Annotated in this window: 21 protein-coding genes; 11 read left to right on the forward strand and 10 right to left on the reverse strand. The window is 60.6% G+C overall.

Annotated features, from left to right (window positions below; translation table 11 throughout):
- The first annotated feature begins 2 nt into the window (after nt 1-2).
- From livM to DK870_RS02240, 5 genes are all read left to right on the forward strand, one after another.
- Nucleotides 3-1,280, forward strand: coding sequence for a high-affinity branched-chain amino acid ABC transporter permease LivM (livM, locus tag DK870_RS02220; protein WP_060755081.1), 1,278 nt, complete (start codon nt 3-5; stop codon nt 1,278-1,280).
- Nucleotides 1,277-2,152: an ABC transporter ATP-binding protein gene (locus DK870_RS02225; RefSeq protein WP_060755080.1), complete on the forward strand. Its 876-nt coding sequence runs from the start codon at nt 1,277-1,279 to the stop codon at nt 2,150-2,152. Before livM ends, DK870_RS02225 begins: the two co-directional genes overlap by 4 nt.
- Nucleotides 2,149-2,865 (forward strand): ABC transporter ATP-binding protein, encoded by a 717-nt coding sequence (locus DK870_RS02230; protein WP_060755079.1) that lies wholly within the window; start codon nt 2,149-2,151, stop codon nt 2,863-2,865. The genes DK870_RS02225 and DK870_RS02230 overlap by 4 nt, the downstream gene beginning before the upstream one ends.
- 783 nt (nt 2,866-3,648) lie before the next feature.
- Nucleotides 3,649-4,413 (forward strand): SDR family oxidoreductase, encoded by a 765-nt coding sequence (locus DK870_RS02235; RefSeq protein ID WP_161547779.1) that lies wholly within the window; start codon nt 3,649-3,651, stop codon nt 4,411-4,413.
- 197 nt (nt 4,414-4,610) lie between these two features.
- Nucleotides 4,611-5,516, forward strand: coding sequence for a cation diffusion facilitator family transporter (locus DK870_RS02240; protein ID WP_161547780.1), 906 nt, complete (start codon nt 4,611-4,613; stop codon nt 5,514-5,516).
- Here DK870_RS02240 and DK870_RS02245 read toward each other — a convergent pair.
- From DK870_RS02245 to ureE, 5 genes are all read right to left on the reverse strand, one after another.
- Nucleotides 5,488-6,606 carry an AGE family epimerase/isomerase gene (locus tag DK870_RS02245; RefSeq protein WP_161547781.1) on the reverse strand — a complete coding sequence of 373 codons (1,119 nt, stop codon included), beginning with the start codon at nt 6,604-6,606 and terminating at the stop codon, nt 5,488-5,490. The genes DK870_RS02240 and DK870_RS02245 overlap by 29 nt on opposite strands.
- Nucleotides 6,607-6,789: 183 nt before the next feature.
- A complete protein-coding gene (locus DK870_RS02250) occupies nt 6,790-7,362 on the reverse strand; it encodes a HupE/UreJ family protein (RefSeq protein WP_161547782.1) in 573 nt (190 codons plus the stop codon).
- A 22-nt stretch (nt 7,363-7,384) separates the two neighbouring features.
- Complete coding sequence (gene ureG, locus DK870_RS02255; protein WP_003188109.1) at nt 7,385-7,999, reverse strand: urease accessory protein UreG; 615 nt, start codon at nt 7,997-7,999, stop codon at nt 7,385-7,387.
- A 24-nt stretch (nt 8,000-8,023) separates the two neighbouring features.
- On the reverse strand, nt 8,024-8,698 hold the full coding sequence (locus DK870_RS02260) for an urease accessory protein UreF (RefSeq protein WP_161547783.1): 675 nt from the start codon (nt 8,696-8,698) through the stop codon (nt 8,024-8,026).
- The gene (ureE, locus tag DK870_RS02265) at nt 8,695-9,195 is read right to left on the reverse strand and encodes an urease accessory protein UreE (RefSeq protein ID WP_060755073.1); all 501 of its coding nucleotides are present in this window, start codon (nt 9,193-9,195) and stop codon (nt 8,695-8,697) included. The genes DK870_RS02260 and ureE overlap by 4 nt, the downstream gene beginning before the upstream one ends.
- A gap of 277 nt (nt 9,196-9,472) precedes the next feature.
- Here ureE and DK870_RS02270 point away from each other — a divergent pair, with 277 nt between their 5' ends.
- Nucleotides 9,473-9,970, forward strand: a complete 498-nt coding sequence (locus tag DK870_RS02270; RefSeq protein WP_161547784.1) for a C40 family peptidase — start codon at nt 9,473-9,475, stop codon at nt 9,968-9,970.
- Nucleotides 9,971-9,975: 5 nt separating this feature from the next.
- On the opposite strand, the gene DK870_RS02275 is transcribed toward DK870_RS02270, so the two are convergent.
- Nucleotides 9,976-10,608 carry a TetR family transcriptional regulator gene (locus tag DK870_RS02275; RefSeq protein ID WP_090367101.1) on the reverse strand — a complete coding sequence of 211 codons (633 nt, stop codon included), beginning with the start codon at nt 10,606-10,608 and terminating at the stop codon, nt 9,976-9,978.
- Nucleotides 10,609-10,760: 152 nt separating this feature from the next.
- Nucleotides 10,761-11,132, reverse strand: a complete 372-nt coding sequence (locus DK870_RS02280; protein ID WP_060755070.1) for a hypothetical protein — start codon at nt 11,130-11,132, stop codon at nt 10,761-10,763.
- Nucleotides 11,133-11,488: 356 nt separating this feature from the next.
- Between DK870_RS02280 and DK870_RS02285 the strand changes: the two genes are divergently transcribed.
- The gene (locus DK870_RS02285) at nt 11,489-13,558 is read left to right on the forward strand and encodes an AsmA family protein (RefSeq protein WP_060755069.1); all 2,070 of its coding nucleotides are present in this window, start codon (nt 11,489-11,491) and stop codon (nt 13,556-13,558) included.
- Nucleotides 13,559-13,742: 184 nt separating this feature from the next.
- Here DK870_RS02285 and DK870_RS02290 read toward each other — a convergent pair whose 3' ends face one another.
- The gene (locus DK870_RS02290; RefSeq protein ID WP_060755068.1) at nt 13,743-14,273 is read right to left on the reverse strand and encodes a bacterioferritin; all 531 of its coding nucleotides are present in this window, start codon (nt 14,271-14,273) and stop codon (nt 13,743-13,745) included.
- Between the two features lie 88 nt (nt 14,274-14,361).
- The gene (locus DK870_RS02295; protein ID WP_161547785.1) at nt 14,362-15,258 is read right to left on the reverse strand and encodes a LysR substrate-binding domain-containing protein; all 897 of its coding nucleotides are present in this window, start codon (nt 15,256-15,258) and stop codon (nt 14,362-14,364) included.
- A gap of 135 nt (nt 15,259-15,393) precedes the next feature.
- Between DK870_RS02295 and DK870_RS02300 the strand changes: the two genes are divergently transcribed.
- On the forward strand, nt 15,394-16,035 hold the full coding sequence (locus DK870_RS02300) for an FMN-dependent NADH-azoreductase (protein WP_161547786.1): 642 nt from the start codon (nt 15,394-15,396) through the stop codon (nt 16,033-16,035).
- Between the two features lie 79 nt (nt 16,036-16,114).
- Nucleotides 16,115-17,005, forward strand: coding sequence for a triacylglycerol lipase (locus DK870_RS02305; protein WP_161547787.1), 891 nt, complete (start codon nt 16,115-16,117; stop codon nt 17,003-17,005).
- Between the two features lie 12 nt (nt 17,006-17,017).
- Here DK870_RS02305 and DK870_RS02310 read toward each other — a convergent pair whose 3' ends face one another.
- Nucleotides 17,018-17,893, reverse strand: a complete 876-nt coding sequence (locus DK870_RS02310) for a DMT family transporter (RefSeq protein WP_161547788.1) — start codon at nt 17,891-17,893, stop codon at nt 17,018-17,020.
- Nucleotides 17,894-17,990: 97 nt separating this feature from the next.
- On the opposite strand from DK870_RS02310, the gene DK870_RS02315 reads away from it, so the two are divergent.
- Nucleotides 17,991-18,779, forward strand: a complete 789-nt coding sequence (locus tag DK870_RS02315) for a helix-turn-helix transcriptional regulator (protein WP_161547789.1) — start codon at nt 17,991-17,993, stop codon at nt 18,777-18,779.
- Nucleotides 18,780-18,850: 71 nt separating this feature from the next.
- Nucleotides 18,851-19,150, forward strand: coding sequence for a PsiF family protein (locus DK870_RS02320; RefSeq protein WP_060755062.1), 300 nt, complete (start codon nt 18,851-18,853; stop codon nt 19,148-19,150).
- Nucleotides 19,151-19,199: the final 49 nt, after the last annotated feature.

Raw genomic sequence — 19,199 nt, forward strand, 5'->3', positions numbered from 1 at the left:
ACATGTCTGCTGCCAAATCTATCGATATCAAGAAAAGCGTGGTCGATACGGTCCTTGCCGGGCTGATTGCGCTGGTTGTGTTCGGCCCCATCGTCGGCGTGGTCCTCGACGGCTACAGCTTCAACCTGGAACCGGCCCGCGTGGGCTTGCTGGTCGCCATTGTGATGGTCGGCCGTTTCGCCATGAGCCTGTTCCTGCAAACCTCGAAGGGCCTGAAGATTCTGCAGGGCTTCGAGACCAGTGGTTCCGGCGTGCACGTGCTGGCGCCGGACTACAAGTCGCGGCTGCGCTGGATCATCCCGGCGCTGATCGTGATTGCCATCGTGTTCCCGATCTTCGCCAACAAGTACCTGCTGACCGTGGTGATCCTCGGGCTGATCTACGTATTGCTGGGCCTGGGCCTCAACATCGTGGTGGGCCTGGCCGGTCTGCTCGACCTGGGTTACGTGGCGTTCTACGCCATCGGTGCCTATGGCTTGGCGCTGGGTTATCAATACCTGGGGCTGGGTTTCTGGTCGGTGCTGCCACTGGCGGCTATCGCGGCGGCATTAGCGGGGTGCATTCTCGGCTTCCCGGTGTTGCGAATGCACGGCGATTACCTGGCCATCGTGACCCTGGGCTTCGGTGAGATCATCCGCCTGGTGCTGAACAACTGGCTGTCGTTCACCGGTGGCCCGAACGGCATGCCGGTGCCATCACCGACCTTCCTCGGCCTGGAGTTCGGCCGCAAGGCGAAGGACGGCGGGGTTCCTTTCCACGAGTTTTTCGGTATCGATTACAACGCCAACATCAAGTTCATGTTCATCTACATCGTGCTGTTCCTGGTGGTGCTGGCCGTGCTGTACATCAAGCACCGCCTGACCCGCATGCCGGTGGGTCGCGCCTGGGAAGCCTTGCGCGAAGACGAGATCGCCTGCCGCTCCATGGGCCTGAACCACGTACTGGTCAAGCTCTCGGCGTTCACCATCGGTGCGTCCACGGCCGGTTTGGCCGGGGTGTTCTTTGCCAGCTACCAGGGTTTCGTCAACCCGTCGTCGTTCACCTTCTTCGAGTCGGCGCTGATCCTGGCCATCGTGGTCTTGGGCGGCATGGGCTCGACGGTGGGCGTGGTCATCGCGGCGTTCGTGCTGACGGTCGCGCCGGAGCTGCTGCGTAGCTTCTCCGAATACCGCGTGCTGCTGTTTGGCGTGTTGATGGTGGTGATGATGATCTGGCGGCCACGCGGCCTGATACGGATCAGCCGCACGGGTGTGACGCCACGCAAGGGGGTCGCACCATGAGCAAGGAAATCGTGCTGTCCGTGGAAAACCTGATGATGCACTTCGGTGGCATCAAGGCCCTGAGCGATGTGAGTCTCAAGGTCGAACGCAACTCGATCTTCGCCCTGATCGGCCCCAATGGTGCGGGCAAGACCACGGTGTTCAACTGCCTCACCGGCTTTTATAAAGCCAGTGGCGGCAAGATCGAACTCAATGTGCGTGGCAAGCAGACCAACGTCATCCAGTTGCTCGGCGAGCGCTTCCAGCCTGTCGACTTCGTATCGCCGAAAAGCTTCTTCAGCCGGGTGTACTACAAGATGTTCGGTGGCACCCACCTGGTGAACCGCGCAGGTTTGGCGCGGACTTTCCAGAACATTCGCCTGTTCAAGGAAATGTCGGTGGTGGAAAACCTGCTGGTGGCCCAGCACATGTGGGTCAACCGCAACATGCTCGCGGGCATCCTCAACACCAAGGGCTACCGCAAGGCCGAAAGCGACGCGTTGGACCATGCGTTCTACTGGCTTGAAGTGGTGGACCTGGTGGACTGCGCCAACCGCCTGGCCGGCGAACTTTCCTATGGCCAGCAGCGCCGCCTGGAAATCGCCCGCGCCATGTGCACACGGCCGCAGATCATCTGCCTGGACGAACCGGCAGCCGGCCTCAACCCCCAGGAAACCGAAGCCCTCAGTGCGATGATTCGCCTGCTGCGCGACGAACACGACCTCACGGTGGTGCTGATCGAACACGACATGGGTATGGTGATGAGCATTTCCGACCACATCGTGGTGCTCGACCACGGTAACGTGATTGCCGAAGGGGGGCCGGACGCGATCCGCAACGACCCGAAAGTGATTGCCGCCTACCTGGGCGCCGACGAGGAGGAGCTGGCATGAGCGCACCCATCCTCGAAATGAAGGACCTGGACGTGTACTACGGCCCGATACAGGCCCTCAAGAAAGTCTCGCTGCACATCAACGAAGGCGAAACCGTGAGCCTGATCGGCTCCAACGGTGCGGGTAAATCCACACTGCTGATGTCGATCTTCGGCCAGCCACGGGCCGAGTCGGGGCAGATTCTTTATAGCGGCGTCGACATTACCCACAAGTCCTCGCACTACATTGCCTCCAACGGCATCGCACAGTCGCCGGAAGGGCGGCGGGTATTCCCCGACATGACCGTCGAGGAAAACCTGCTGATGGGCACTATCCCGATTGGCGACAAGTACGCGCAGGAAGATATGCAACGCATGTTCGAGCTGTTCCCGCGACTCAAGGAACGCCGTAACCAGCGCGCCATGACTATGTCGGGTGGCGAACAGCAAATGCTCGCCATCGCCCGCGCCCTGATGAGCCGGCCCAAGCTGTTGCTGCTGGACGAGCCTAGCCTGGGCCTGGCGCCGATCGTGGTGAAGCAGATCTTCTCCACCTTGCGCGAGCTGGCGTCCACCGGGATGACTATCTTCCTGGTGGAGCAGAACGCCAACCATGCGTTGCGCCTGTCGGACCGGGCCTATGTGATGGTCAACGGCGAGATCCGTCTCACAGGTACCGGTAAAGAGCTGTTGGTGAACGAGGAAGTGCGCAACGCCTACCTGGGCGGGCACTGATCCTCGTCATCTGATCGTTCCCACGCTCCGCGTGGGAACGCCTCTTGTGACGCTCTGCGTCACGCTTTGGACGCGGAGCGTCCTCGGATGCATTCCCACGCAGAGCGTGGGAACGATCAGGTGTCCACAGGCACTCGACCAAATTGTGGAAAACAAATCCAGCCTGCCTCTAAAGCGCGACATATAGCCGCCGCAAATCCCTGTTTTGTCACAGTTTTGACTTGTCCCCATCCGCTGTGGAACCGGCTGTGGGTAACGTGGGAGTAGCTGGCTGAAAGCCTTTAACGGCGTGGCCTGCAGCGCGTCGATTGTTTTTTGATCAGGGGCTTTTTCGCGACCGCCCGAGGGGTTTGTCAACCTGTTTAAAGACACAGGTATATGACGGTTTTGTGTTGATCAAGCCTGTGGATAAGTCTGTGATTAAACTCTGGAAAGACCGCCGCAGAGGCCGAAATGACTGGCCTGGAGCCATCGCTCGAACTTTTTCCTTCAGTCAGGGCCTACATACGCCTTGGCCCAGGTCAAGCAAAAAACTTTCTAAAACTCCCTGGAGCCCTTGTATTGAGCGGCCTGAGCGGTTTTTTACTTGCCCCCAAAGACTGTGGGTGCAGTTGTGGATAACCTGCGTGCATATGGCTACAGGCCACGGTTTGTAAGGGTTTGCTGGGTCTGGTTAAAAAGTGATCAGCTGTGCGTGAAGTTATTTGCTTAATGGTTGCTGCAACGTCGGGGTAAGGGCATTCTGCTGGCAACTTTTTTCCCGATGCCCGCAAGGAGAACACCATGTCCGACACGCTGTTTATTACCGGCGCCACTTCAGGTTTTGGCGAAGCTTGTGCCCGTCGTTTTGCCGACGCCGGCTGGAAACTGGTGCTCACGGGGCGTCGTGCCGACCGCTTGAACGCACTGGTCGAAGAGCTTTCCAAGCAGACTGAAGTACATGGCCTGGTGGTGGACGTACGGGACCGCAAGGGCATGGAAGACGCCATCGCCAACCTGCCGCCGTCGTTCGCCAAGCTGCGCGGGCTGATCAACAACGCCGGCCTGGCCGTGGGCACCGATCCTGCGCCCAAGTGCAACCTCGACGATTGGGAAACCATGGTCGACACCAACATCAAAGGCCTGTTGACCACCACCAACCTGCTGTTGCCACGCCTGATCGCCTACGGGCGTGGCGCCGGCATCATCAACCTGGGCTCCATCGCCGGTAACTACCCGTACCCGGGCAGCCATGTGTATGGCGGTTCCAAGGCATTCGTGAAGCAGTTTTCGCTGAACCTGCGCTGCGACCTGCAAGGCACTGGCGTGCGTGTGACCAACATCGAGCCGGGCCTGTGTGAGAGCGAGTTCTCGCTGGTGCGCTTCGGCGGTGACCAGGCACGGTACGACGCTACCTATGCGGGTGCCGAGCCGATCCAGCCGCAGGACATTGCCGATACCATTTTCTGGGTGTTGAACACGCCGGCACATGTGAACATCAACCGCCTGGAGCTGATGCCGGTGAGCCAGACCTGGGCGGGTTTTACGATTGAGCGCGGGGCCAAGTAAGGCGTCAGACCGTGTCGCGGCCATCGGGAGCAAGCCCCCTCCCACACTTGACCGTATTTCAAAGTTGAAACTCAGTCGAATGTGGGAGGGGGCTTGCCCCCGAAGGCGTCAAATCGGCCAAAACACGACATAAGGTACACTCCACCCCTGAAAACCCCTCCGCACTGTGCGGTTTAAAGGTTTTGACGGGAGGAAATGTGAGTAACCGAGGTGAGCAGGCACTGCTCAAACAATCGACCATCCTGATGTTCGCCGTTGCGATCGCCGGGATTGTCACGGGTGTGATTTCTGGCGCCCAATCCATTTTATTCGACGGCTTTTTCTCGCTGATCGCCACCGCCATCAAGGTGTTGATGCTGATCACGGCCAAGCTGATCGCGAAAAAAAGCAACGAGCGTTTCCAGTTCGGTTATTGGCACCTGGAGCCGATGGTGTTGCTGATCGAAGGCAGCTTCCTGCTGCTGATCGCCATCTACGCGTTTCTCAACGGTGTATTCGGCATTATCAATGGCGGGCGTGAGATCGAGTTGGGGCTGGTGATCCTCTATGCGGCGGTGTTTACCGTCGTCGAGTTCGCCTACTTTTTTTACGTGCGCTATCGCAATCGCCGGCTGAAATCTTCACTGATCCAGTTCGATAACATCAGCTGGCTGGTGGACGCGATGCTGTCGGTGGGCTTGCTGATCAGCTTTCTCGCTGCCCTGTTACTCAAGTCCCAGGGCTACGGCGAGTGGGCTGTGTATGTCGACCCATTGATTCTGATCCTGCTGGCCCTGAGCATGCTGGCCCCGGCCTTGAAGATCCTGCGCCCGGCGCTGCGCGAGGTGCTGGGGATCGCCCCGGACCAGTTGGACGACACCGTGCGCAAAGTGATGGACGCGGCGCAGGCCCGACATGGTTTCGACGACTACGTGTCTTACGTACAGAAGCACGGGCGTGCACGGTTTATCGAGATTCATGTGGTACTGCCGGCGGATTACCCGGTGGATAACATCGCGACGCTGGATCGGCTGCGCGAAGAGATATCCACAGGGCTCGGCACGCCGGATGCGGCGCGCTGGCTGACGATCAGCTTTACCGCAGATCGCAAGTGGATTGCATGAGGCCCTGGTAGCAGGTCGCCAAGTGGTAGGGCGTGGTCGACGGCATGTCCCGTCGGCTCACGTCGCCCTTGGCATCCAGGCATTCATGCCAGCCTTTGTCATGCAGGAAGCGTTGTTGCAGCGCCAGCAACTGGCGTTGCAACACTGCCTCACTGCCCGGTCGCAGGGTCAGGGCCCGCAGGTATTCGGCCTGGGCCCAGATCCGTTGGGTGCCGTCGCGCACATGGCCGTTGAGGGCAAGCATGCCGCTGACCGCGCCGCTGGCTTTATCCACACCCTTGAGTTCGGCGTAGGCAAATGCCCGCGACAATGCTGCATGCAGCGGCGTGCCGCGCAGCACGGGTGAAGACTCCAGCAAAAAGAACCATTCGAACTGGTGCCCCGGCTCAAACCAGTTATCCACAGCGCCCAGCGGTTTTTCCATCATCACGCCATGCTGAGGATCGATAAAGCGCTTGTGCAGCGCACCTGCCAAATCCAGCAGCGCATCTTGGGTGACTGCATCTTCACGCACCGCCAGCGTCGCGAGGAAGCCTTCGGCGAGGTGCATCAGCGGGTTTTGCAACGGGCCGGATTTGAGGGATGACCAGTTGCGCTCCAAGACCGCTTCGTACAGGCCGTCGCCGGTAGCGAAACGTTCGGCGACCACTGACAGGGCGGCGTCCAGCACGGATTCGACCAACGGCTCGCGCACCTTGGCCCAGTAGTGGGCGCAGGCGAAGATGATGAAGGCGTGGGTGTACAGGTCTTTGCGCTTGTCCAGCGGCTGGCCGGTCGGGTCGATGCTGTAGAACCAGCCACCGTGCTCGGCGTCATGGAAATGCCGTTGCAGGGAGCGGAACAGCGCCGCTGCACGCTCTTGGGCAAAGGCGGCGCCCGGCTCGCCGATCAGGCTGGCGAACAGGTACAACTGCCGGGCACAGGCCATGGCGCGGTAGCGTTGCGGGGGCAGTGGCCGGTGATCGGCGTCCAGCGCCTCGTAGGGCAGCGCCAGGTCGGCATTCCAGCCCGGGCCTTGCCAGAGTGGCACGATCAGGTCATGGAAGTGCGTGAGCACAGAATTCAAGGAGGGTTGGGAAGCGATGGGCATCAGCTGGCGTCGTCACGGCAGGGGTGTAGGCGCGCATGGTAGCAGGCTTGGGTTCTGTGGTGTCCGGTCTACCGCTATCGGGAGCAAGCCCCCTCCCACACTCGACACTGTTCCAACTTTGAAACACCGTTAAGTGTGGGAGGGGGCTTGCTCCCGATGACGCCTATACAGGCACTGCAATATTCAGCCGGCGAGCAGCCACACCCCCGTCGCCGCCGATGCCGCACCGGCGACTCGCACCAACGGCGCGGCCGCCGCCGGCAGGAAGCGCACCACCGCATAACCGGCAGCGTGCAGGGCAGCGGTCGCACCGACGAACCCTGCCGCATACGCCCAAGGGCTGGACATAGCCGGCAGTTCCAAGCCATGCGCCACGCCATGGAACAACGCAAACAACGCCGTCGCCCCCACGGCCACGAACAATGGCGGCCGTACCACCAAGGCAACGGCCAGGCCCAATGCCAGCACCGAGGCGGCAATCCCGCTTTCCAGTGCCGGCAACTGCAGCCCTTCGAAGCCCAGCAAGCCACCTATCAGCATGGTGCCGACAAAGGTACAAGGCAGTGCCCAGCGCGCATTGCCTGTTTGCTGCGCCGCCCACAAGCCGACTGCAACCATGGCCAGCAGATGGTCGATACCGCCCAGTGGGTGGCTGATGCCGGCCACCAGGCCATTGTCGCCATGGCCCGGGTGGGCGAAGGCGAGGGCGGGGGCCAGCAGCAGGCTGGCGGCGGCGAAAAGTTTCTTGAGGCTCATAACAGGCTCCTTAAAGGGATGATCAGGCGGCGGTCAGCAAACCCTGACGTTCGATAAAGGCGACGATGTCATCCAGGCCGACGCCGGTTTTCTGGTTGCTGAACACAAAGGGTTTACCGTTGCGCATCCGCTGGGTGTCGCTGTTCATCAGTTCCAGCGAGGCGCCCACCAGCGGCGCCAGGTCGATCTTGTTGATCACCAGCAAGTCGGATTTGCAGATGCCCGGCCCGCCTTTGCGCGGCAGTTTGTCGCCGGCGGACACATCGATGACATAGATGGTCAGGTCCGACAGTTCCGGGCTGAAGGTCGCCGACAGGTTGTCGCCGCCGGACTCCACCAGGATCAGGTCCAGGCCAGGAAAGCGACGGTTGAGCTGGTCCACCGCTTCCAGGTTGATCGAGGCATCTTCACGAATCGCCGTGTGCGGGCAGCCGCCGGTTTCCACGCCGATGATGCGCTCAGGCGCCAAGGCTTGGTTGCGTACCAGGAAGTCGGCGTCTTCGCGGGTATAGATATCGTTGGTGACCACCGCCAGGTTGTAGCGGTCGCGCAGCGCGAGGCACAGGGCCAGGGTCAGGGCGGTCTTGCCGGAGCCCACCGGGCCACCGATGCCGACACGCAGGGGTTGTGTGTTCATGTGTCTCTCCAAGATAAACCGCTCCTAGGAACGGAACAGGCGGCTGTACTGGCGTTCGTGGGCCATACACGCCAGGGACAGGCCGAACGCGGCGCTGCCGAAGTGGTTGGGGTCGATATGCGTGGCATCCTGCTGGGCTTGTTGCAGCAACGGCAGCAGTTCGCTGGTCAGGCGTTGAGCGGCCTGCTGCCCCAGGGGCAGGGTTTTCATCAGCACGGCCAGTTGGTTTTCCAGCCAGCTCCACAGCCAGGCGGCGAGGGCGTCGTCGGGGCTGATGTGCCAGGCGCGTGCCGCCAGCGCCCAGCCCAGGGCCAGATGCGGTTCGGCGCACGGCTCAAGAAATGTACGGGCGGCGGCATCCAGCTCGGGCAGGCCGTTGAGCAGTTGTTGCAGGGAATAGCCCATCTGGCGGCTTTCCTGATACAGCTCGCGGGTCTCACGGCTGGCGCGATGTTCTTCGCATAGCTGCGTGAGGCGCGGCCAATCCTGTGCGGCGGCGGCGTTGCAATGGGCGAGCAGCAGCGGTGCTTCGAAGCGGGCGAGGTTGAGCAGCAACTGGTCGCTGATCCATCGCTGGGCGCTGGCCGCATCCTTCACACGGCCATTTTCCACGGCCATTTCCAGGCCCTGGGAATAGCTGTAGCCACCAATCGGCAATTGCGGACTGGCCAGGCGCAGCAAGGCCCAGGCTGGGTTCACGGGCGCACGCCGAACTGGTGCAGCTTGGGCGGGTAGTTGAAATCTTCATCGCCATGGCGCGAATGATGGTGACCACCGCCGTAGGCACCGTGCTCCGGTTGAAAGGGCGCTTCGATGGTTTGCGTCTGTGCCCCCAGTTGTTCGAGCATGGCCTTGAGCACGTAGTCATCGAGCAGACGCAACCAGCCGTCCCCGACCTGCAGCGCCACATGGCGGTTGCCCAGGTGGTAAGCCGCCCGCGTCAGTTCAAACGCACTGCTGCAGGTGACGTGCAGCAGTTGTTCAGGCCGGGCGCACACACGTACGACGCGTCCGTCTTCGGCCTGCAGGAATTCGCCATCGTGCAACGGGGGCTGGCCACGCTCCAGGAAAAGGCCGACGTCTTCACCGTCGGCACTGAAACAGCGCAGGCGGCTTTTGCTGCGCGCTTCAAAATTCAGCAGCAACTCGGCGGCCCAGAGGGCTTGGGGGGCGATTCGGCGGTGGATCACCAGCATCAGAAAGCTTCCGGCTAAGAGCGATGAAACAGCTAGAGCAAGGGGCTTGCCAACCTGGATGGGAAGTAGGAATTGCCTGTAGGTAAGTACGTCGGCGCCACCTAATAGGGCGTCGGAATATTCTCGGAGTGTTCCAAATTGGTGCGCTAATTGGCTTGGTGCACCCGTCATGGGCGTTTTCGGATTTGTCCTACAGGTACTCAGGATTTGCCGTTCAAGACGTTACCGACATGATCATTAGGCTGTGCGTCGTGTTTAATCCACTGCGACGTTCATCATGTTTAGATCATTGTGTTGTTTAGTACTCATCAGCCTGTCTTTTGTCATCTCATCGGCTTCGGCTTCCTTGCAGCCCCAGCCCACCTTCAGTCGCTCGCTGAAGGAAACGGCAATCGACGATATCGTCGACCGCGCCCATGAACTGCTGGGCACGCCGTACAAATGGGGCGGCACGTCAGTGCAACAGGGCTTCGATTGCAGCAGTTTCCTGGTCTACCTGTTCAAGACCGAAGCCCAGATCCAGATCCCCCGCACCACGGCCGCGATGCACCGCTCCTCGGCTCCAACCATCAAACGCAACGCCCTCAAGCCTGGCGACGCGGTGTTTTTCAAAGGCAATGGGCGCGGTCAGGTCAGCCATGTCGGCCTTTATATAGGCGAGGGTAAATTCATCCATTCGCCGCGCACCGGCAAGAACATCCGCATCGACTCGTTGAGCAACCGCTACTGGAACAAGAACTACACCACGGCCAAGCGCTTTCACTCAGCGGGCTGATGGCGTCATTCGGTGCTGCCCAGGCCTTGCCAGTGCTTCAAGCCGATAAAGATAAAGCGCAATTGCTGGGTGATTTTCGCCTGGGGCGTGAGGTGCGCGGGCAACGCATGGGCGGGTGGGTCAATGATGTCGGGCAGGGTGGCGAAGACGCTCTTGACGATCAAGTCGGCCATCACATGCAAGCCTTCGGCATCCAGGTGTTGCAGCTTGGGCATCAGGGTGAGGTCCGCCGCCAGGTCGCGGGTGATGTCTTCGCGCAGTGCGCCGATGGCTTGGCGCACGGCCAGGCAACCACCGTATTGCTCGCGTGCCAGAAACAGGAACTGTGAGCGATTGGCCGACACCACGTCCAGAAAGATACGTACCGAGGCGTCAATAATGCCGCCCATCACGAATTCGTTGTGGCGTACCAGGCGAATCGTGGCGCGGAAGGTCTGGCCCACTTCACTCACCAACACCAGGCCAAGTTGGTCCATATCGGCAAAGTGGCGGTAGAAGCCGGTAGGCACGATCCCCGCCTTCTTGGCCACTTCGCGCAGGCTCAGGCTGCCAAACCCTCGGCCACCCTCCATCAGATGGCGGGCTGCATCCATCAGGGCGAGGCGGGTCTGTTGCTTCTGTTCGGCGCGGGGCAGCATGGGCGGGAGGGCTTAAGTCGGCAAGTACAGCGACGCACTCTAGCAAAAGCGCTTTGCCGGCGTCGAACTTGGCGAGAACAATGCGTGACGCGGTCTATATAAAAGCAAAAGCCCGATCGGCTGATCGGGCTTTTTTCTGGGCCACCACGGGCTTAGCTCTGTGCTTGATGCAGTTCTTGCAGGCGGTCTGCACCACCTTCAGCAACGCCGTCGGTGTAAGCACGTTTGTTAGCTTGTTCTGCGCCGCCTTCTACCAAACCTTTCTCTTGCAGGCGATCATAGCCACCTTCAGCAACGCCTTCGGTGTAGGCGCGTTTGTTGGCGTGTTCCGAACCGTTTTCAGCAACGGCGCCTTTGGCGTAGTCGCGATTTTCGTCTTCTTGCGAACCGCTGCGGGCCAGGGTTTGGCTGGATTGCACGGCTTGGGCTTTATTCTGTGGAGTCGCTTGTTCGGCGGCTGGCAAGGCAAAAGCACTGGAAGCCAGGACGGACAGCAGTACGGTAGCGAGTATTTGGCGTTTCATGATAGTTGCTCCTTGGGAGGGCGATAAATTGGGTACAGGGCTAATGCTACTCTTGATAAGTCGATATAAAAGTTCATAAACACAATGGTAATAATCAACGGAATTGATTGTTCCGTGCAGAGGCTCTAGCGCGGGCCTCTCAAGCCCGCGCTTTTGCACCGTGGTGGGTATTTTCGACACGAACACGGGTAACAATGGTGCGCCGTTGATGATGGAAATTGCCTGTTCGGTCAGAAAAATAGCTTTTTGCGGCTAAAACCGCAGGCCGGTTAAACCCCCAGGCGGTTTGCCAGTCACAGCTTTATAAGCGGCTCCAAAGGAGCAGCCTTGCCAGTCGTATTCAGGAGTCCTGTGCAATGACGCGCACTCGTAAAATTGTGGTTTGGAGCTGCGCCAGCTTCGTTCTGTTAATCGCCGTGGCGGTAGTGGTCCTGGCATTCTTTGACTGGAACCGCATCAAGCCGCCGCTCAATGCCAAAGTCTCCGAAGAACTGCATCGCCCGTTCGCCATCAACGGCAACCTCGCGGTGGTGTGGCAGCGTGAGCCCGATGAAGGTGGTTGGCGCGCCTGGGTACCGTGGCCTCATGTGATCGCTGAAGACCTGACCCTGGGCAACCCCGACTGGTCGAAAAAGCCGCAGATGGTCACGCTCAAGAAAGTCGAGTTGCGTATTTCGCCGCTGGCGTTGCTGGTGCAGCGCGTGGTGATCCCGCGTATCGACCTCACCGAGCCGAGTGCCGACTTGCAACGCCTGGCTGACGGCCGCGCCAACTGGACGTTCAAGTTTGACCCCAAGGATCCGAATGCCGAACCTTCGAGCTGGGTGGTGGACATCGGTGCCATCGGCTTCGACAAAGGCCATGTGACCCTTGACGACCAAACCCTCAAGACCCAGCTGGACGTCATCATCGATCCGCTGGGTAAACCCATCCCTTTCGGTGAGATCGTCGGCGATGCCGATGCCAAGAAGGCCCTGGAAAAAGGCTCGGCGCCCCAAGACTATGCGTTCGGGCTCAAGGTCAAAGGCCAGTATCACGGCCAGAAACTCGACGGCACCGGCAAGATCGGCGGCCTGCTGGCGTTGCAGGACGCCGCCAAGCCATTCCCGTTGCAGGCCCAGGTGCAGGTGGCCGACACCCGTATAGCGCTGGCCGGCACCCTTACCGATCCGCTGAACCTCGGCGCCCTCGACCTGCGCCTGAAACTCTCCGGCAGCAGTTTGGGCAACCTGTACCCGTTGACCGGTGTAACCCTGCCGGACTCCCCGGCTTATTCCACCGACGGTCACCTGATCGCCAAGCTGCATGAAGCCAGCGGCGCGTCCTTTCGCTACGAAAACTTCAACGGCAAGATCGGCAACAGCGATATCCACGGCGACCTGGGCTATGTAGCCAGCCAGCCACGCCCAAAGCTCACGGGCACCTTGCTCTCCAACCAACTGTTGATGGCCGACCTCGCGCCCTTGATCGGCGCGGACTCCAATGCCAAGCAGAAAGCCCGTGGCGGCGCGAGCAAGCAGCCGGCAACGAAGGTCCTGCCGGTGGAAGAGTTCCGCACCGACCGCTGGCACGATATGGATGCCGACGTGGAGTTCACCGGCAAACGCATCGTGCACAGTGCCGAGCTGCCCTTCACCGACCTCTATACGCATCTGGTGCTCAATGACGGCCAGCTCAGCCTCGAACCCCTGCGTTTCGGCGTGGCGGGCGGCAAGCTGGATGCGCAGATTCGCCTGAATGGCCGCACCACACCGATGGAAGGCCGCGCCAAACTCACCGCGCGCAACTTCAAGCTCAAGCAGTTGTTCCCCACCTTCGAACCGATGAAAACCAGCTTTGGTGAACTCAACGGCGACGCGGATATCGCCGGGCGCGGCAACTCCGTGGCGGCGCTGCTGGGCACCTCCAATGGCGACCTGAAGATGTTGATCAACGATGGCGCCATCAGTCGTGGCCTGATGGAGATCGCCGGGCTTAACGTTGGCAACTACGTGGTGGGTCGCCTGTTCGGCGACAAGGAAGTGAAGATCAATTGCGCGGCGGCCGATTTCGGCATCAAGACCGGCTTGGCGACCACGCGGCTGTTTGTGTTCGATACCGAGAACGCCATCATCTACATCGATGGCACGGCGAATATGGCCACGGAGCAGTTGGACCTGACCATCACGCCGGAATCGAAAGGCTTCCGCCTGTTCTCCCTGCGTTCACCGTTGTACGTCAATGGGCCGTTCATCAAGCCCAATGCCGGGGTAAAAGCCATCCCGCTGGCCTTGCGGGGTGCGGGCATGGTGGCGCTGGGTGTGATCGCGGGGCCCGCTGCGGGGTTGCTGGCGTTGGTTGCACCGAGCGGTGATGAGCCCAACCAGTGCGCGCCGTTGCTGCAGCAGATGAAGGAGGGCAAGGCGCCGAAAACCGTAAAAGGTTAAGGCCCCAATATCCATCCCAAATGTGGGAAGGGGCTTGCTCCCGATGGCGATGAGTCAGTCAATTGCGATATCGACTGATTCACCGTCATCGGGAGCAAGCCCCCTCCCACAGAGACAGCGTTAAGCCTTAACTGACTGGCATTAAGGCAAACCCCCTCCCATATTGGCCATGCATGTTGCCGGGTTACAGGCTTTCCAGAATGTCGGCCATGTCGTCGGCATGCTCTTCTTCCTGGGCGAGGATTTCTTCGAAGAGGCGGCGGGTGGTCGGGTCTTTATCGCCGATGTACTGGATGATTTCGCGGTAGCTGTCCACTGCGATACGCTCGGCCACCAGGTCTTCGTAGACCATCTCTTTCAGCGAGTTGCCGGCCACGTACTGGGCGTGGGAGTTTTTCGTCAGCAGGTCCGGGTTGAACTCCGGCTCACCGCCCAGTTGCACAATGCGTTCGGCAAGTTTGTCGGCGTGCTCGGCTTCCTGGGTCGCGTGTTCAAGGAATTCATCGGCGGCGACGGAGGCTTTGATACCGCTGGCCATGAAGTAGTGACGCTTGTAGCGCAGTACGCAGACCAATTCAGTGGCCAACGACGCATTGAGCAAGCGGATGATTTCTTCGCGGTCGGCGTCGTAGCCTTCGGTGACGGCACCGTTTTCGACGTTCTGGCGGGCGCGGCTGCGCAAGGTGGCGACGTCGGTCAAGTTTGCTTGGGTCATCTCGATCTCCTGGTACTAATCCGGTGTTGCGCCACGCTCTGCCGGCGTGATCGCGTCCAGTTGTGAGTCCCAGGCAAGGGCAAAAGTTTTATCGGATTTGCGCCGACTTCACTTCTTCTTGCATCCATTGGAAAAACGCCCGCACGGGGGGATGCCGCTCGCGCCCCGGTACGCAAAGCGCGCTGTAACCGGCGCCGTCGACGCTGACGTCGGGGCGATAAGGCACCAGCAAGCCGCTGGCGATACTTTCCGACACGAGGATATTGCTTGCCAGTACCAAGCCCTGGCCGGCAATCGCCGCCTGCAGCGCATAGTGTTCTTCGTCGTATTCGCGCAATGGCGAAGCTTGCGCCAGCCATTGCTCCCCGGCTTTGTCGCACCAGGCTTGCCAACCCAGGGCGTAGAGCTTGGAGTTATGCCAGCGCACGCTGATCAACGTCGGCACCTGGCTGCCGGCCCGCGCCACCTGCTCAGGGGAGCCATACACCGCAAAGTGTTCATCGAACAGGCACTGGCCATACAACTGCGGGTAGTCGCCGAGGCTGTAGCGAATCACCAGATCGATGCTGGCATCCTGTTGCAAGTCGACGACTTCGCATTGGGTGTCCAGGCGCAGGTTGATATCCGGATGAGCGGCGTAGAAGCGGCCCAGGCGAGGCACCAGCCATAGCGCGGCAAAGGCCGGTGTCGTCGACACCGTGAGCTGCCCGGCACTGCGTTGCGGGCGCAAGCTGTCCAGGCTTTGCGCCACATCCAGCAACGCGCCGTGCAGGCTGTGAAACAGCCGCTCGCCGCCTTCGGTCAGGCGCACCTGGCGCGGCAGGCGTTCGAACAGCGCAAGGCCCAGCCAGGTTTCCAGTGAGCGAATCTGATGGGACACCGCCGTAGGCGTTACCGCCAGTTCCTCGGCGGCCGCCTTGAAGCTCAACAGGCGCGATGCGGATTCAAACGTACGCAGGGCGGTCAGGGGCAGGGCAGCGAACATTCGGGCTCCATAGATGAAATTTATTCATCCGGATTAACTATTGCTCATTTGTCGGTGGGCACGCTCGATTTTAGATTGGCGAGCATAAAGGCGCCATCCAGGTTGCCTGAGTGTACCCTCTGAAGGTTTGCATAGATGAAAAAAATGCTTGTTATACACGCCAGTCCACGCGGTGAGCGCTCCCATTCCCGGCGCCTGGCCGAGTCGTTCCTCTCCGCTTGGCAAGCCGCCAACCCCGACGCTCGCCTGACCCGTCGTGAAGTCGGACGGGCCTTTATTCCCCACGTCACCGAAGCCTTCGTCGCGGCGAATTTCTACCCTGAGCCGCAAGCGTTGCCGAACGTGATGAAGGCTGATTTGCAATTGAGCGACGAACTGGTCGGTGAACTGATCGAACACGAGCTGCTGGTGATTTCCATGCCGCTGTACAACTTCGGCGTACCCAGTGGGCTCAAGGCCTGGATCGATCAAATCGTGCGTTTGGGCCTGACCTTCGACATCACGCAAGACAGCCAGGGCATCGCCCAGTACCAGCCGTTGCTCAAGGGCAAGCGCGCATTGATCATCACCAGCCGCGGCGGCAATGGGTTTGGACCGGGCGGTGAATACGAATGGATGAACCATGCCGACCCGCACCTGCGCACGGTGCTGGGTTATATCGGTATCGATGATGTGCGGGTGATTGCCGCCGAGGGCGAAGAGTCGGACAAGCGTGTATTCCTGCGCGCCTGTGACGAAGCCGAGCGCCAACTGCATGACCTGGCCGGGCATTTCTGAACCCCCCGGCAGTCACGGGGCGGTCATATCGATTGGACTAGGATGGTGTTATTGCCGACACGATCAGGATATGCGCTCCATGCCCGACTCCCTCGCCACGCGTTACCCCCTGGTATTGGTCCCCGGCATGCTGGGCTTTGTGCGCCTGGGCGGGTTTCCATACTGGTACGGCATAGTCCCGGCGCTGCAGGCGGGCGGGGCGCAGGTCTTTCCTGTGCAAGTCGCGCCGCTCGACTCCAGCGAGGTGCGCGGCGAGCAATTGCTGGTGCACATCGAGCGCATTTGCCGTGAGACCGGCGCCGACAAGGTCAACCTGATCGGCCACAGCCAGGGCGCGCTCACTGCTCGCTATGCAGCGGCCAAGCACCCGGAATGGGTGGCATCGGTGACCTCGGTGGCCGGGCCCAACCACGGCTCGGAACTGGCCGACCATTTCCATCTCCATTACCCGCCCGAGGGTGTAAAAGGTCGCATCATCAGCGCGCTGTTTCATCTGGTCGCCTGGGGCATGGGCGTGCTGGAGACCGGCTATCGCGGGCCGCGCTTCAAGGCGGATCTGCGCGCTTCGCATCAGTCACTGACTAGCGAGGGCGTAACGCTGTTCAATCGCCAGTACCCACAGGGGCTACCCCAGGCATGGGGCGGGCAGGGCCCGGAGGAGGTCAACGGTGTGCGCTATTACTCGTGGTCGGGCACCTTGCAGCCGGGCATCACCGACCGAGGGCGCAATCTGTTCGACGGGAGCCATCGAAGCTGCCGCTTGTTCGCCCGCAGCTTTGTGCGGGAAAAGGGCCAGTGCGACGGCATGGTCGGGCGCTACAGCTCGCACCTGGGGGTGGTAATCGGTGACGACTATGCCTTGGATCACTTCGACATCGTCAACCAATCCATGGGCCTGGTGGGCAAGGGCGCCGAGCCTATCCGCTTGTTTGTCGAGCATGCGCGGCGCTTGAAGGATGCCGGGGTTTAAAGCGTGATGAGTTCAGGCCGCTCTGACCGGTGTGGTCCAGCGCTCCGACAGAATCACCCCACCCAACGTCAGCAAACCGCCCACCAAGTGATACAGCGCCAACTCTTCCTTCAATACCAGCGCAGCAATCAGCGCCGTGATCAACGGCAGCAGGTTGAAAAACAGCGTGGTGCGGCTGGGGCCCAGGGTCTTCACCGAGTGCATCCAGGCCAACGGCGCGAGCATCGAAGCCAGCAAGCAGGCGTACAGCACCAGTGGAATATTCGCCCAGCCCAAGCCGGCCTTGGCCGAGAACAGGAACAGCGGAAACAGCACTACCACGGCCACCAGCACTTGCAGATACAGCAACACCAGCGGTGGCAGGCGCAACTGCCATTTTTTCAACAGGGTGCTGTAGACCGCGTAGGCGAGCGTGGCCACCAGCATCATGCCGTCGCCCAGGTTGACCCCATGTTGCAGCAGCGCGCCCAGGCTGCCGGCCGATACCACCACGACCACGCCGGCAAATGACAGCACAGCACCGGTAAGGGCGCCGAAGGTGAGACGCTGGCCGAGGCTGATGATCGCGGCGGTCAGTGCCATCAACGGCATCAACGACAAGATGATGCCCATGTTGGTCGCGCTCGTCAGGGACGCTGCGTAGTACGCCAGGCTCTGGTACACGGCCATGCCGAGCACGCCGAGGATAAAGATCTTGCCAAGGTTCGGGCGGATGTTCGACCAATGGGCAATCACCGGCTTGAGCATGAACGGGGTGAACAACAGTGCCGCCAGCAGCCAGCGATAAAAGCCGATCTCCGACGGGAAAATCGAGCCCACGGCCAGTTTGTTGACAACGGTGTTGCCGGCCCAGATAAAAATGGCCAGCAGGGGATACGCGTATTGCATCGAGAGAAACCTGGTGTATTGACGAGGCGCGATTATCCGCTGTCTGGATAGCGGCTTATACTGCAAACCAGACAACCGACCCTTGTATCCAGACAACATGGCCAGACATACCGTACGCCTCGCGGATTTCCGCCAGCTGCCAAGCCCCGTGTACTTCCGTTACTCCGATTTCGCCCCCGATACCGAGTGCACCCCACACGAGCACTTCTGGGGATCGCTGGATTATTCCGCCAGCGGCGTCATGCGCATGGAGGTGGCGGGCAGCCGCTTCATGTCGCCCCCGCAGTATGCGGTGTGGGTGCCGCCGCATACCGAGCACAGTTCCTACAATGCCGAGGCGATTGTCTACCATTCGGTGGGCCTGGCCCCGGAGCTTTGTGAGCAGCTACCCGCGCAGCCGTGCACCCTGGCCATCAGTGACATTCTCAAGGCCATCCTGCGCGATTTCGCCCAGCGCGGCGTCAATATCCCGCAGGCCGACGCTGATATTCGCCTGGCCCAGGTGCTGGTGGACCAGCTCAAGCAAGCACCGATCCACGATTGCTTTCTGCCTTACGCACGCCATCCCGGGCTGTTGAGTGTGTTGGAAGGCATGCAAGCCGAGCCCGGCGATAATCGGCCGTTGGCACAATGGGCCGAGCAGGTGCACGTCAGCGAACGCACCCTGGCGCGGCAATTTGTGCGGGAGTTGGGCATGAGCTTCGGTGAGTGGCGCCAGCGTCTGCGCTACCTGGCCGCCATCGAGGCGCTGGACAGCGAACGCAGTGTGCAACACGTCGCTTTTGACCTCGGCTACAGCACCGCGTCGGCCTTCATCGCCATGTTCCAGCGCCACGCCGGTTGCACGCCGGAGCAGTACCGTCGGTCAAATATTCGCGGACGCTGAAGATGTAACAGGTTTTGGCTACACTGCTCGTAGGCCGTGCCCCTTCGGCACGGTAACAGGGAGAAAACTCCATGAAGATGTTGCGTGTTCCGCTGTTGATGATCGGTTTGTTGCTGTGTTCCCAGAGCTTTGCCGAGACCGCTCAGCAAAACAAAATGACCACCTGTAACGCCGATGCCACCACCAAGGCGCTCAAGGGCGATGAGCGCAAAGCCTTCATGAGCACATGCCTCAAGGCCGCCCCGGCTCCGGCTGCGAAAACCCTGACCCCTCAGCAGCAAAAGATGAAAGACTGCAATGCCACGGCGAAAACCCAGGCCTTGACCGGCGATGCGCGCAAGACTTTTATGAGCACTTGCCTGAAGAAGTAATAGCCCCAAGCCATAGAAGGCTGCGACACTCGCACACAGCCCTCTGCTG

Source organism: Pseudomonas sp. Q1 (assembly GCF_009935975.1).
Classification (GTDB): domain Bacteria; phylum Pseudomonadota; class Gammaproteobacteria; order Pseudomonadales; family Pseudomonadaceae; genus Aquipseudomonas; species Aquipseudomonas palleroniana.

Coding starts and splice junctions, on each gene's coding strand:
- livM (WP_060755081.1), top strand. CDS start 3: ATGTCTGCTGCCAAATCTATCGATATCAAGAAAAGCGTGGTCGATACG.
- DK870_RS02225 (WP_060755080.1), top strand. CDS start 1,277: ATGAGCAAGGAAATCGTGCTGTCCGTGGAAAACCTGATGATGCACTTC.
- DK870_RS02230 (WP_060755079.1), top strand. CDS start 2,149: ATGAGCGCACCCATCCTCGAAATGAAGGACCTGGACGTGTACTACGGC.
- DK870_RS02235 (WP_161547779.1), top strand. CDS start 3,649: ATGTCCGACACGCTGTTTATTACCGGCGCCACTTCAGGTTTTGGCGAA.
- DK870_RS02245 (WP_161547781.1), bottom strand. CDS start 6,606: ATGCCCATCGCTTCCCAACCCTCCTTGAATTCTGTGCTCACGCACTTC.
- DK870_RS02250 (WP_161547782.1), bottom strand. CDS start 7,362: ATGAGCCTCAAGAAACTTTTCGCCGCCGCCAGCCTGCTGCTGGCCCCC.
- ureG (WP_003188109.1), bottom strand. CDS start 7,999: ATGAACACACAACCCCTGCGTGTCGGCATCGGTGGCCCGGTGGGCTCC.
- ureE (WP_060755073.1), bottom strand. CDS start 9,195: ATGCTGGTGATCCACCGCCGAATCGCCCCCCAAGCCCTCTGGGCCGCC.
- DK870_RS02270 (WP_161547784.1), top strand. CDS start 9,473: ATGTTTAGATCATTGTGTTGTTTAGTACTCATCAGCCTGTCTTTTGTC.
- DK870_RS02275 (WP_090367101.1), bottom strand. CDS start 10,608: ATGCTGCCCCGCGCCGAACAGAAGCAACAGACCCGCCTCGCCCTGATG.
- DK870_RS02280 (WP_060755070.1), bottom strand. CDS start 11,132: ATGAAACGCCAAATACTCGCTACCGTACTGCTGTCCGTCCTGGCTTCC.
- DK870_RS02285 (WP_060755069.1), top strand. CDS start 11,489: ATGACGCGCACTCGTAAAATTGTGGTTTGGAGCTGCGCCAGCTTCGTT.
- DK870_RS02290 (WP_060755068.1), bottom strand. CDS start 14,273: ATGACCCAAGCAAACTTGACCGACGTCGCCACCTTGCGCAGCCGCGCC.
- DK870_RS02295 (WP_161547785.1), bottom strand. CDS start 15,258: ATGTTCGCTGCCCTGCCCCTGACCGCCCTGCGTACGTTTGAATCCGCA.
- DK870_RS02300 (WP_161547786.1), top strand. CDS start 15,394: ATGAAAAAAATGCTTGTTATACACGCCAGTCCACGCGGTGAGCGCTCC.
- DK870_RS02305 (WP_161547787.1), top strand. CDS start 16,115: ATGCCCGACTCCCTCGCCACGCGTTACCCCCTGGTATTGGTCCCCGGC.
- DK870_RS02310 (WP_161547788.1), bottom strand. CDS start 17,893: ATGCAATACGCGTATCCCCTGCTGGCCATTTTTATCTGGGCCGGCAAC.
- DK870_RS02315 (WP_161547789.1), top strand. CDS start 17,991: ATGGCCAGACATACCGTACGCCTCGCGGATTTCCGCCAGCTGCCAAGC.
- DK870_RS02320 (WP_060755062.1), top strand. CDS start 18,851: ATGAAGATGTTGCGTGTTCCGCTGTTGATGATCGGTTTGTTGCTGTGT.